The following is a 13,553-nucleotide window of genomic DNA, read 5'->3' on the forward strand; positions in this document are numbered from 1 at the left end:
CTCTATAGCGTGTTGTGGTCTCTCCAAATCTCCTACCGAATTATTAACTTGTCACCATTATAACACTGTTTATGATTATTTGAAAGCTTTTGTTGCTTCAATTGCTTTTTTCCATCCAGCATATAGCTCTTCGCTTGTTTCCGCTTCCATTGTTGGTTCAAAGCGTTTGTCCATATGCCACTGTTCTTTAATTTCATCTTGGTTTTTCCAATATCCAACCGCAAGACCAGCTAAGTACGCTGCACCTAAAGCTGTTGTTTCATTGATCACCGGACGCTCTACAGGAACATCTAAAATATCACTTTGGAACTTCATTAAGAAGTTATTTTTAACTGCTCCGCCATCAACGCGTAATGTTTTCAGTTCAATACCTGAATCTGCTTCCATTGCGCATAATACGTCTTTCGTTTGGTAAGCTAAAGATTCTAGTGTTGCACGAATGAAATGCTCTTTCGTCGTACCGCGTGTTACACCAAACATAGCGCCGCGTACTTCACTATCCCAGTAAGGTGTACCTAATCCTACGAATGCTGGTACAACGTATACACCGTCAGTTGATTCAACGCGATTCGCATACACTTCACTCTCACTTGCATCTTTAAACATGCGCATTCCGTCACGTAACCACTGAATTGCAGAACCTGCTACGAAAATACTTCCTTCTAATGCATAGTTTACTTTACCATCTATTCCCCATGCAATTGTTGTTAATAGGCCGTGCTCAGAAGCTACTGCTTTTTCACCAGTGTTCATTAACATGAAGCAACCAGTTCCGTAAGTATTTTTCGCCATACCTTCACCGAAACAAGCTTGTCCAAATAATGCCGCTTGTTGATCACCAGCTACACCTGCAATCGGTACATTTTGACCGAAGAAGTGATAGTCAATTGTTTCTCCATACACTTCAGATGATGGACGTACTTCCGGAAGCATGCTCTTTGGTACTGTTAACATGTCTAGAAGTTCATCATCCCACTGTAAGTCGTGAATGTTAAACATTAATGTACGTGATGCATTTGAGTAATCCGTTACGTGCGCTTTACCACCAGATAGTTTCCATACAAGCCACGTATCAATTGTTCCGAATAATAAATCGCCGTTTTCCGCTTTCTCTCTTGCACCTTCAACGTTATCTAAAATCCATTTTACTTTCGTACCAGAGAAGTATGCATCAATTAAAAGACCTGTTTTTTCGCGAACCATTTCGCTATAACCTTTTTCTTTTAACTCATCACAAATTTCAGCGGTTTGGCGAGATTGCCATACAATTGCGTTATAAATTGGTTTACCAGTCGTTTTATCCCATACAACCGCTGTTTCACGTTGGTTCGTAATACCGATACCAGCGATTTGTTCTGGCTTTACATCTGCTTCACTTAAGCAAGTTGCGATAACCGCTAAAATAGATCCCCAAATTTCTTGCGCGTTATGCTCTACCCAGCCTGGCTTTGGAAAATGTTGTGTAAATTCTTTTTGAGCTGAATGAACAATTTCACCTTTTTTATTGAAAAGAATTGCGCGTGAGCTAGTTGTTCCTTGGTCTAATGAAAGAATATATTTTTTCATAATGGTTTCCCCCTTATGCTACTTTTCTACTATTTGTATTGCTTCCACTTTTTTTACTTGTCATATAAGAGATTGCTAGTACAATCACAGTTGCAATAATCACATAAATAAGTGCTGCATTTTGTTTTCCTTCAAATACAACTTGATGGAATAATCCTGCAAGTGATCCACCTAAGATTGGACCTACTACTGGAATCCATGCATACTTCCAATTTGAACCGCCTTTTCCTGCAATCGGAAGGAAGAAGTGCGCGATACGCGGACCTAAATCACGTGCTGGGTTGATTGCGTATCCTGTCGTTCCACCTAATGATAAACCAATACTTACGATTAAGAAACCTACGATAAATGGATTTAATCCATCTGCAAATTTATTTGCACCAATTGCTAATATACCAAATACTAAAACGAATGTCCCAATCATTTCACTTAAAAGGTTTGCAAATGTGTTCGGAATTGCTGGACCTGTTGCAAATACGCCTAACTTTGTTCCTGGATCTTCTGTTTCTTTCCAGTGTGGTAAGTAATGTAAATATACGATAACTGCCCCGATAATTGCCCCAATCATTTGTGCTGCGATATAGCCAGGTACGTCACTCCATGGGAACGCTCCCTTAAATGCTAATCCTATCGTCAAAGCTGGATTCAAATGTGCCCCACTAATTGATCCAACCGCGTACGCTGCAACCGCTACCGCTAAGCCCCAGCCCATTGTAATAACAATCCAACCAGAATCTTTCGCAAACGACTTCTTTAAACTTACACCAGCACAAACGCCGCCACCAAGTACGATTAACAACGCAGTCCCTATTAACTCTCCTAAAAATGCTGACATAGTATCCCTCCACAATCAATTTAAACGCTTTCAAATGTGATAGAGGTAAAATGAATGGCCATTCGTTTTTGTCAAAAGAAAAAGACCCACAGCTTTGCACGCTTCTATATAAATTTATATAGAAACAATGAAATGTGGATCTCTACTTTTCTCCGTCACGTTTATTAACTTGTCTATAATGTTAACCGTTAATGAAAGCGGTGTCAACAGAATTATTTCACATTTTCGTCACTTTTTTTGGTAATGTTTCCATAGTTCACGTTTTGATGTCGTAATTGCTGTCGCACCAGCATTTAAAGCTCTCTCTACATCATCAACAGTACGAATAAAACCACCCGCTAAAATCGGTACACCAGTACGCTCTTTCACTTCAGCGATCACATCCGTTAACGCTCCCGGGAGCACCTCTATATAATCCGGCTTCGTCTTTTCTAAAAGATTACAACTCTTCTCCATTGCACTCGAATCGATTAAAAAGATACGCTGAATTGCCACAACACCTTTTTGCTTCGCCTTCATAATGACGCTCGCTTTTGTCGAAAGTAATCCGTACGGCCTAAACTCCTGACATAAATACTCCGTCGCATGCCCATCACTCTGCAAACCATGAATTAAATCCACATGTAAAAACACCTTTTTACAATATTGCTTCGCAAGCGATATAACACTCTTCAATTGACCGACATGAATATCTAAAATAACGATATACTCATACGAACTATGTAATAGCTTTTCCAAATCTTTAATTTGCCTCACTGCCGGCAAAATCTTTTGTTCATGAAATTCCATTCTATATGTCCCCTTCTTTATGTCATCCTATCCTTTATAGTACACAATTTGAGTAGAAAGAACAGCTAGTGTGGGGAATTATTTCCTCTATCTATATATATTTTCTTCAACTTATCAGATCCTATACCACCTATAACCATTAATATGAGAGGTAAAAAGTTCATTACATACGGTGCATCTGCTACAAGTGTAATGCTCGCCCCAGTAAACTTATTTAATATCCAGACAACGATTTTTGTAACAAACAAATATAGTCAACAAAAAATCTTCAAAAACCTATAAAAAAACCAATGATTTTTTTATATCAACACATATATCATTCATTTTATTTTAATCATCAAGAATCAACTATATAAAGTTTCAATTATTCGTTGTTTTAGCAAAAAATACCCTATCCAGTTCCTTTCAAATTCTAATTCAAAATAATTCCCACTCTTTCTCATATCAACTTTACACTAATTTTTTCTCTCTATAGATACAAATATCCAAACTTCCATTAATAAAAGAAGCTATCTAAAACAGACTGTATCTCACACCCTTTTCAGATAACTTCTCTCTACTATTATAATAACACCGAATCTTTATTACTATCCTGATTCCGTTTCTCTCGCTCTTCTTCTCAACGTCTCCTATAAACTTCGCCTTCTTTTCACGTAAAACGACCGAAAGTTTTTCCTTTGTCATACTGATTACATACTTTTTATAAACAGTATTTGAAATGTGTTATTTAAGATATTTCCCCAAATCATCTAAGTTTCTCGTATGATTTAAAATGATTACATACTCAACTTCAACTTCTGTTACTACCATTTCTAATACTTGATGGACTTCAATATAATCATTTTCATATTCTTTTGCCGAAGATACAATCTCTTCTAAGGTTCTTACAAATGTTTCAGCACTCCAGTCTTTTGTTGACAACGCCACATAGGTTTGAAATTTTTTTGTATTCATGTTAGTTCTTTAAGTACAATGGGAATTGTGTACTTCTTGATGAGTCAGAATGATTGATTATAACCCTATGATGACTTGTTGATGAATCAGAAGTGCTTAAATTACCATCAAATTGTTTAGCATAAGTTGTTGTTCTGTTACCCTTGTTATCCGTTTGACTCCACTTATTTTCATAATTATGCATTGTTTCCTCCCTTAACTTTTTCACGTCAACATCTCGACCATACTGAGTTTTGCTAGAAGTAGATTTTTCTTTTGGATTATATTTATGTCTATTATAAGCGTGTTCGTTAATAAAGCTAGATTTATTTGTTCCACCATTTAATTTATATGGTACCTTTGGACTCGAACCTTTCCCTGGTTTCCCTGGTTTTTTCTTTTTAACTAGAGAATCAACTAGGTTGTCATGTGTAGTGACTTCGTTTACGGAAGTTATATTTCCTCTAGCATCTGTTCGAACAGATAAATCAATTGATTCCTCTATACCTTGTGTATTTTTCCAATAAAAAGTTACCTGATTTTCAGTTTTTTTTGTAAATGTATCTTGAATTTGATTTAGTTGATACATATCAATTTTTTCAGATGTAACTTTATCTAAACTCATTTGTTTTGGACTGAATTTTTCTTCAGTAGCGGCGGATACAGCTCCTGTGAATAAAAGGCTTAAACTTAGTGTGGCGGCCGTTGTTAAATTAAGAAATTTACTTTTTTCATAATACATCCCTCCCAATAATATTAAAACCATATATTACATAAATTAAATGTAAATTACTCTCTAGTAAAAATCAATTACATTTTCATTTTTATGTTAATCTATTTGATTATCTAAAAATACATATGCATAAGAAAACCAAAGTACATATAAAAACAGGCCATAATATAGATTTTTTCTATACTATGGCCTGTCTTTGTTTCCATTCGCATATGCACATTGGCTTTTTGTGATAGCTAACAGCATCTATTTGGTTCTTCCTCTACTAAATGAAATGCTTTTAAAACGATCTCATAATTCTTCAATATTAATACTTCGTAATTGATCTAAATTCACTATAAAAAATGAAGTTAGGGTTTCTTTTCTATATGTAGTAAAAATATATTAAGTAGCAGATGAGTTTGAAATAAAGTCACGATATTAACAATGGAACTGGAACTGGAACTGCAGCAGCTATTAGTTTCTTCACTTTCATACCTCATACCCCTTTAAATCATTTATTCTTAGTTGGTTTTACTACCGATGCTCTTCGCTGCTTCTTCAAACAGTTTTGAACCTTCTTGTGCTTTACTTACTGCTTGATGCATTTTACTCTCGTCTTCTTGGTCTAATGCATCAAAGAGAAGTTGGAAACAATCCGCATACAGTTCCATCGATTGCTTTATCTTCGCCTGTTCTCCCTGTAACTCAGGAGGCGCTTGTAAATTCTTCAGTTTCTTCGTTGTTGCCTTTGCTCCACCTAAACTTAGTTGTACTTCACTTTTCTTTTGTTTGTATGATTTTACGTCTGAATTTGCTATTCCTTCAATTAATTTCATTGTATCTTCAATTTGAGTAGCACTGTTTATGATATCTGCCTTGTACCTTTCAACATCCGAACCAGTTACCTTACCAGTTGAAGAATTAGAAGAGGAACTTTGTTGACTACTTGATGAACTACTGTTTGTACCTTCACCTTTCGCTACAGATAGGCTATCCTCTTTCTTGCTATCAGTTGACTTACTCTCTTTTTCAGCAGCCTTACTCTCTTTCTCTACCTTTTGCGTCTCTTCTTTCTTTGGTTCGGCTTTCTTACCATCCGTTTCAATTGTAATACAACCGCTCAATAACATAACTGGTAATGCTAAACTTACTAATTTTTTTGCTTTCATGATTACTAATACCCCTTTATTTGTAAAATGTATTGCAAACAAGTTAATATACTTAACTAATAAATTCCCCCTGAATAATTTATTAGAAGCTAACATCCACAGATTCCCTGTATATTCATAATTTTTCCATATATATCATTTTACAGAGAATTACATATTTGGTCAAAGGGAATTATGTAGTTTTTAAAGAGACATTTCTACACAAAAAAGAAGCTAACAATACATTGTTAACTTCTCAACTGAAAGCAAAATAGTATCTTTCCTTATCTTCTAATATCTAGGTTGTGATTGAATATTTGTAAGATGAACATCATACATATCAATGATTTCAAGAAATCTATCAGCTTCACGGAAAACGTGGTCTGCTAATAATGGATGGATGATACTCTTTATTTTACATTGCTCAATTAAATCACGTGCTGTTTTCTTAAAATCCCGAAGCGATGCAACTGACACACGATTTTGATCTAAAAATTGATCTAAAAGAGGGACTGTTTGGGATTGCGGTTTCATAGATTCTAAGTCAATTGCTTGATACATTAATGCATCAAAATCATTGCTAAAATTTCGTGCTGTATCTACAAGCTTTCTTTCCGATGGATCAAGAAGATGACCAATAAATTTAGCATGGTCTGCCATAATCCTCAAAAAGAAAACATTTTCTTTAATAATAGCATCAGGAAGAGCATCTAATTTTCCTTCATTTAATTCCATTAAACGTTTTCTAAAATAATCAGCTTCCCTACTCGTATGGTCAACTAACAGTGGAAAGTTATTTTGTCCCGGCAATTTACATGTGAGAATCAACCCTAAAATCTTTCGTTTAAATCCCCAAATATTAGTTGCGGCTTGTTGTACTTCTGCATTAAATCTTTTGATTTGCTCAGGATCTGTTTCATTTGTGTAGGAATGCGCTATTTGTTCAATATGTTCAAACAATCGATAAAATTGATTCGCCTCTTCAATTAATTGCGTATCCTCGCATCTAAACCCTAAGCGAAGAAAAAGAGAATGCTCCTTCATGATTCTAGACCAAAAACGAATTTCATTTAATGAACGCTCAACAAACATTACAGATGTAACACCTGTATCCGGATGTAATGGAGTTTCATCCCTATGCATTGTTAATCCCCCCCAGTAAAATACCCCGCTAGTTCCATTCTTATGAGGAAACATATATATAAATGCCATCAATAAAAGTTCATGATAAATTTCGTATACATGCTCCCCCAAAAAGAAAAAGGCTACCACCTAGATGGAACCTTCTACTAGATGGTAGCCTTTGAACATTTCTATTAAAGCAATACAGAATCTTTATCACTATCTTGATTACGTTTCTCTCGTTCCTCTGCTAAACGCTTCATATACACTTCGCCTTCTTTTTCAATAAACTCATTATCCATCTCTTGCTCTTTTTTTGAAGTATATAAAACCATGTAGCCACTTAATACGATCCCAACGATTACAAGATACACCCACCATGGTAAAGTTTCCACTCTACTTCATTCCTTTCCTTAGACAAGCCTTATTAGTTTCACTGTATGAGGAAAGAAGTAGATTTATGCTTAAAATTTTATCATTGTGGATTCTTCGCGAAGAACGCTTGTACATATTCCATAAACTCGATTGGTTCCTGGCGAAACGGTGCATGGTATCCCTTTTCAATAATATGAAACGTACTATTTGCAAATAGTCCATGATACAGTTCACCATTTTTCCAAGAAACACTCTTATCGTGTCGTCCCCATATAATTAAAGTCGGCACCTTAATTTTATCGGCTTCCATCGCAATGCGGCGCTCTCTCATTTTCGTCAGCTGATCATAGTGCTCTTTATCGTCGCGACTATTTTTCACTTCATTTTTATTGTAATCCGTAATCTCAGTTACAGTTTGTAAGTCTGTCGATAACGGCGGCACTTCATAACTTTCTTTTTGCTGGAAAGACTCTATTCCTGTAGAATCCGCCAAAATGAGATGCGTCACTGCATCCGGATATAAATACGCTAAATTCAGTGACATCTCTCCGCCCATTGAATGACCGAGCACCGCAAACTGATCGTATCCGAGCTTTTTCATTAACTTATAATATAAATTCACTTGTGCAGGAAACGAATACTCAAAATCAATTGGCTTAGAAGAACGCCCAAACCCTAAAATATCCACTGCAATAATCGTGTGGTCCCGCGCAAGTTCCGGATAAATATCACTAAATCCATCTGAAGAACCACCAAACCCGTGCAGCATAAGTAAAGGTGGTTTCCCCTCACCAATTTTCTTAAAATAAATCGTCTGCCCATCAATTTGCGCCATACTCTCTTTCGTATTCAGCTTCATCATAACAGTATCTTTCACTTCTCCAACCTTCGCAATCGGCTTATCAACGAAGTTACATACGATAAGCAAAACGAGCACAATACCGCTAATCATATAAAACTTAAACCGTTTCAACATTCCCGTCTCCTTTCTCTTGTTGCTATTTAAAGTTTTTACATTTTTTGGTTATTTTATGATTAATTTTAATTGTAACTACAATAGTTACAATTATACTAAAAAAATATAACTCATTTCTATTACTTATGGTTATTTTGTAACCATTATAGTTACATATTTAAAGTAAGTCAATTCTTTTATTCGTGTTAATGAACAGTCCGATTGGTGTGAGCTAATAATCAATTGGTGCTATCTTCTTTTGTATCCCCGAATTAATTGTTCTTCTTACTTCTTTTAGTTAATAAAAAACACAAGCTTCTTTTGATTAGAAGTTTGCGTTTTTTATCATACACTTTATTTTTTCTCTTCACGAGCTAAATCAATTACAACATCTTTTCCATCACCATCTTTTAATAACACTTTAAAATGATTCACATTATCAAAAATAGTAACATCAAACGTTTTCACCTTAATTGTTTTCCCATTATCCCCAGCACTTGAGTATCCCTTCAATGTTGACTTAAATGTTTTCCCTTTTTCATCCATAAGAATAACACTATCAATTGTTTTTATTTGACGTTTTATTTCTTCATCATTTCCAGAAGAATCACGTTCAAATGTGATATTCATTCCTGTTGGAAGTACTTCTGCAGACACTATTTTTACAGACTCCGGTTGTTGCTTAGGAACAAATTGAATCTCCTGATTTCCTTTAAACCTCGAATCTAATTTTATTCCCCCTTGCCACTTCCCTTGAATTTCCTTATTAAGTTGCATACCATTCTTATGCCAAACTTCTATATCTTCTTTTACAATATTTGATTGAGATTCTGCTTCTGTCCTGTAAGAAACATCTTTATTTTCTAATGGCGCAAACAAAGATATAGAACTAATATTAAAGTTTAGACTATCAATGTTATCAATTGAATCCATAGGATGGAATATTAAATTATAAGTTATTTCTCCCTCTTCTTCCCCCGCCTGAATACTCCATTCGCTACCTGCCAACATCTTACTATTTTCATTTGTTAACCCTTCTGTGTATTCCGCCTTCTCTATATATCGTTCTTTATCATCTGTTAAATCATACTTCATTCTTAAATCTGTCACTTTACTTATTAAACTTTTATCTTCAAATTTCAATTGTAAAGAAACTGCTATTTTAGATTTATCATACAGTACATTTTTAATTTGGATTGTAACCCCATTATCTTTCATCACATGATTCCCATCTACTTTTTGCACATATCCATTATCTGCCGCTTTTTGAACTCCCTGATCTTTCGCAAAGAAGAATTCCTTTACTACAGCTAATGTTGAATCACCATACACGCCAACTCCGACACTTGCCCCAACAATCGTTAGCCCCGCTATCATCGCTGCCACTATTTTTTTATGAGAGGATGGTTGTTTTTGCTTTTTACTTTTTCTAATTGCTTCAAAAGCAAGTTCTTTTTTCTTCAAAACACTAGTAGGAATTGTTACATCATCATTTAATACTTTTTCTAATTTATGCTCGAATTGATCATTCATTTTAAATTCCCCCCATTGTTTATACTCTCCCAGTCTTCTTTTAAATAATATTCTTTTAACTGTTGCCTCGCTCTATGTAGTCTTGATTTAATCGTTCCCTCTTTTTCATTTAAAATCTCTGCAATTTCTTTTGTTTTAAATTTATTTACATAATAGAGTACGATTACTAAACGATACTCCACACTTAAATAACTAAGCATATTGTTAAATTCAAGGTTTTGTTCAATGTTTTCTTTTACGATTTGTTCTTCCTGCACTTTTCCATAATCATCGACATATAAAACCTTATTTTTTCGTACTATATCATTACATTTATTCATCAATATTTTCGTAATCCATGTTTTAAAATGCTCTGGTTCTTTTACCTTTTTTAAATTTGTAAAAGCAGACAAAATTGTTTCCTGTATGGCATCCCCTATATCTTCTTCCTTTTTCAAGCGTGCTTTTGCCACCTTATACATTTGTGGCATTAATATATCAATTGCCTCAATAAAGGCTTCCTCATCACCTTTTTGAGCCCGCTTTATAAGCAGCTCCATTTTAAATTCCCCCTTAGAAATCTACCATTTATGTTTTATATAATTATTAGACTGTATATGCTTTAAAATGGTTGCAAGAAATTTAAAATATAGTTGCACATGATAAAAAAGAGCACCGACCAAACATCAGCACTCTTCCTCATCATCCTCGTTATTTAAGCAAAGTTGTTCCGCTATTTCTTGTACCCGTTCCATCGTTATTCCTTCTCTAAACTCCACTGCTAGAGGATGATCTGTCGGCTCTAGTTCAATATAAGGACGAATGCCATCGGCTCTTGGGTGAATCATCGTTTTTAAATTGACTGTTTCCAGCTCATATGGTAAATCTGTAGAAAGCTACCCAAACATTGGCTCTAACAGTTCTTGTTTATCCCAGCATTCATTCACCTTATCAAAATTTGCTTGACTTAATGAAACCCATACACCCCATATGAAATGTTCATCTGTGCCAATGATAGGAATTTCAATACTCCCTCGCATAAAGAAGTGTTCTCCATTCATCACGCATAAATCATCGTTCATTTCAAATCTATCTTCTCGCTCTTCAGGTTCAGCATCATAATAATAAAAAGGAGCTGCTGATCCATAGCTCGTTGGAATTTCTTCATGATATGTACCGCAGCATCTACAAGTATACCCATTAATTTTCGTCATTCTATTCCTCCATCAGTTTTACATTCATTTTAGCAAAATACTTATAAAGCGAAAACAAAAAAAGCAAGCAGTTCCAGCTATCAGCTAAAACTACTTGCTCTCCTACTTACCATCTCTACTTTTACTCTTTAATAAATTCCTTCGTGCTTCTTACTGTATCAATTGGACGAACTAATTTTTCGATTTCTTCACGTTTTGGCTCTAGGAATGGAGGTAAAGATAATTTTTCACCAAGTGTTTCGTATGGCTCATCTCCCATAAATCCTGGGCCGTCTGTTGCAAATTCAAATAAGATTTGTGGTGCAACTCTTGCGTATAATGACTCGAAGAAGTGACGGTCTACATAACCAGATGAAGGAAGCCCTACGCTACTGATTCTCTCGATCCATTCTTCTAATACAGCGCGATCTTCTACGCGGAATGCAGCATGGTGCACTGTACCAAAACCTTGTCGTGCTTCTGGAAGAACTGTATTATGTTCTACAATGACAGATGCACCGTTTCCGCCTTCGTTCACTTCAAATAAATAGAATTCTCCTTCTTGCGCAACCTCTTTAAATAATAGAACTTTTTCTAACACTTCTTTGAAGAAACTAAAGTTCGCAATGCGGATAAATACAGGGCCTAAACCAGTAATTGCATATTCTAATGGAACTGGACCTTTTTGCCAAGGTGTACCTGATTCGATCCCTTTATCAAGTTCATCTGAGATTAATTGATAATGTTGGTCATCAAAATCAACGAAAGATAGAGTTTTCTTACCAAATTGTTCTTTAATTCCTGTATGTTCGACTTCCAGGCGGTCAAAACGTTTCACCCAATATTCTAAAGCTGCATCAGTTGGAACACGGAATGAAGTTTTTGAAATTTCATTTGTACCGTGTACTCCTTTTGGAATACCTGGGAAGTCAAAGAATGTCATATCTGTTCCTGCACTACCTTTATCATCTGCAAAGAATAAATGATACGTTTGAATGTCATCTTGGTTTACTGTTTTTTTAACTAAACGCATTCCTAAAACGTGAGTGAAAAACTCATAGTTTTTTTCTGCACTACTTGTAATTGCTGTAACGTGGTGAATTCCTTTTAATTGGTTCATTTTATATTCCTCCGATGGTTTTAAAATTTATATTTTCTCTTCTTTTACTTCTCTTCAATAGGTGCTAAATTCGCTTCAATCTCTGCACGCTGATCTTCTAAGAACGGTGGTAAATCAAGTTTTTCTCCTAAATGTTCCACATCTCCATCAACTGTAAATCCTGGTCCATCTGTCGCAATTTCAAATAGGATTCCGTTTGATTCGCGGAAATATAAGCTTTTAAAATAGAAACGGTCAATGATTCCTGAAGACTGGAAGCCCCTTTGTATCACCTGTTCTTCCCAATAAGCAAGCTCTGTATCGTTTTTCACACGAATTGCTAAATGGTGAATGCTACCGCGGCCCGGTTTTTCAGTAGGACCATCTAAATATTTCACAACGATTTCTCCAAAAGCCTCGCCTTTAATGGACTGAAAAATCGCTTCCTCTTCGCTGCGGCTAACCTCTGTATAACCAAACATCTCTGTAAGTGTACTCGCCATTTTATCAAGTCTACGAACTGTCATTTCCACAGAACCCATTCCTTGAATTTGATGCTCTGCAGGAACTTCTGATTTCTCCCAAGTTTCCCAGTGCTCTACTTTTTCTCCGTTTGAAACGAGTAATACTAAGCGAAGACCTTCAGCATCCTCAAATTGCAAAGCAGGACGATTTGCATATGTTGTTATTTCACTATGTTTCACATCAAATGTCTCAAATCGTTCTTTCCAGTAATGCAAGCTATCCTCTGAAGGAACGAGTAACCCAATTCGAGTAATGGCATTCGTACCGCGATATGTTTTTCCTACTAAAGGAATTTCAAAAAACGTTAATTCCGTACCTGGACTTCCTGTTTTATCTCCATAAAATAAATGATACATTGACGGATCATCTTGGTTTACTGTCATTTTCACGCGACGTAAGCCAAGTACATTTTTATAAAAGTGATTATTTTTATTTGCATTTTTCGTAACCATCGAAATGTGATGATGCCCTTTAATCTCATGCATTGTTTATTCCTCCGTTTCGTTTTACTAGTCAAGTGATAACTAAAAAAATAACATTTCCCACAACTAATATGGTTTTTAACGTTTCAATTTATTCTTCATTATGTTTTTGTAAATTCATCTTAGTTTTTACTGCATAACTTACTTTGTTTTTTATCGAAAGCAACTGAGTGTATGTTTTTCATATGACTCAATCGCTTTCGTTACTATCACTTTACACCTCAAGTGATTAAAAAGCAAGAGAAATATCTCAAATTCGAGACATTTTTTGTATCGTACGATTTACTTCCTATAAAAATAGCCT

13 protein-coding genes and 2 pseudogenes are annotated in these 13,553 nt (G+C 35.3%); all 15 read right to left on the reverse strand.

The window, feature by feature from the left end; all coding sequences use genetic code 11:
- Positions 1–75: 75 nt before the first annotated feature.
- Positions 76–1,566, reverse strand: a complete 1,491-nt coding sequence (gene glpK / locus ACTFNE_RS22895; protein ID WP_000759991.1) for a glycerol kinase GlpK — start codon at positions 1,564–1,566, stop codon at positions 76–78.
- Positions 1,567–1,579: 13 nt separating this feature from the next.
- Positions 1,580–2,401, reverse strand: a complete 822-nt coding sequence (glpF, locus tag ACTFNE_RS22900; protein WP_001272193.1) for a glycerol uptake facilitator protein GlpF — start codon at positions 2,399–2,401, stop codon at positions 1,580–1,582.
- A 228-nt stretch (positions 2,402–2,629) separates the two neighbouring features.
- Positions 2,630–3,190: a glycerol uptake operon antiterminator GlpP gene (gene glpP, locus ACTFNE_RS22905; protein WP_000394287.1), complete on the reverse strand. Its 561-nt coding sequence runs from the start codon at positions 3,188–3,190 to the stop codon at positions 2,630–2,632.
- Between the two features lie 562 nt (positions 3,191–3,752).
- A pseudogene (locus tag ACTFNE_RS22910) lies at positions 3,753–3,839 on the reverse strand (sporulation YhaL family protein); the annotation flags it as partial.
- A 74-nt stretch (positions 3,840–3,913) separates the two neighbouring features.
- Entirely contained in the window at positions 3,914–4,144 is a 231-nt protein-coding gene (locus ACTFNE_RS22915) for a hypothetical protein (protein ID WP_001093032.1), read from the reverse strand.
- A 1-nt stretch (position 4,145) separates the two neighbouring features.
- Complete coding sequence (locus ACTFNE_RS22920; RefSeq protein WP_270705510.1) at positions 4,146–4,889, reverse strand: hypothetical protein; 744 nt, start codon at positions 4,887–4,889, stop codon at positions 4,146–4,148.
- 470 nt (positions 4,890–5,359) lie between these two features.
- A complete protein-coding gene (locus tag ACTFNE_RS22925) occupies positions 5,360–6,007 on the reverse strand; it encodes a DUF7018 domain-containing (lipo)protein (protein WP_270705509.1) in 648 nt (215 codons plus the stop codon).
- A 270-nt stretch (positions 6,008–6,277) separates the two neighbouring features.
- The gene (locus tag ACTFNE_RS22930; RefSeq protein ID WP_000554476.1) at positions 6,278–7,129 is read right to left on the reverse strand and encodes a DUF2935 domain-containing protein; all 852 of its coding nucleotides are present in this window, start codon (positions 7,127–7,129) and stop codon (positions 6,278–6,280) included.
- A gap of 173 nt (positions 7,130–7,302) precedes the next feature.
- The gene (locus tag ACTFNE_RS22935) at positions 7,303–7,503 is read right to left on the reverse strand and encodes a sporulation YhaL family protein (RefSeq protein ID WP_000449227.1); all 201 of its coding nucleotides are present in this window, start codon (positions 7,501–7,503) and stop codon (positions 7,303–7,305) included.
- A gap of 80 nt (positions 7,504–7,583) precedes the next feature.
- On the reverse strand, positions 7,584–8,456 hold the full coding sequence (locus ACTFNE_RS22940; RefSeq protein WP_140157328.1) for an alpha/beta fold hydrolase: 873 nt from the start codon (positions 8,454–8,456) through the stop codon (positions 7,584–7,586).
- Positions 8,457–8,792: 336 nt separating this feature from the next.
- Entirely contained in the window at positions 8,793–9,971 is a 1,179-nt protein-coding gene (locus tag ACTFNE_RS22945; RefSeq protein ID WP_270705508.1) for a DUF4179 domain-containing protein, read from the reverse strand.
- Complete coding sequence (locus ACTFNE_RS22950) at positions 9,968–10,510, reverse strand: RNA polymerase sigma factor (protein WP_270705507.1); 543 nt, start codon at positions 10,508–10,510, stop codon at positions 9,968–9,970. Before ACTFNE_RS22950 ends, ACTFNE_RS22945 begins: the two co-directional genes overlap by 4 nt.
- Before the next feature lie 126 nt (positions 10,511–10,636).
- Positions 10,637–11,164: pseudogene (locus ACTFNE_RS22955) on the reverse strand (DUF2199 domain-containing protein).
- Between the two features lie 121 nt (positions 11,165–11,285).
- Complete coding sequence (locus ACTFNE_RS22960; RefSeq protein ID WP_001072547.1) at positions 11,286–12,263, reverse strand: ring-cleaving dioxygenase; 978 nt, start codon at positions 12,261–12,263, stop codon at positions 11,286–11,288.
- Positions 12,264–12,307: 44 nt separating this feature from the next.
- Positions 12,308–13,252 carry a ring-cleaving dioxygenase gene (locus tag ACTFNE_RS22965; protein ID WP_270705506.1) on the reverse strand — a complete coding sequence of 315 codons (945 nt, stop codon included), beginning with the start codon at positions 13,250–13,252 and terminating at the stop codon, positions 12,308–12,310.
- Between the last annotated feature and the right edge of the window lie 301 nt (positions 13,253–13,553).

The sequence above is a fragment of the Bacillus cereus group sp. MYBKT111-2 genome (assembly GCF_051915205.1).
GTDB lineage: Bacteria > Bacillota > Bacilli > Bacillales > Bacillaceae_G > Bacillus_A > Bacillus_A paranthracis.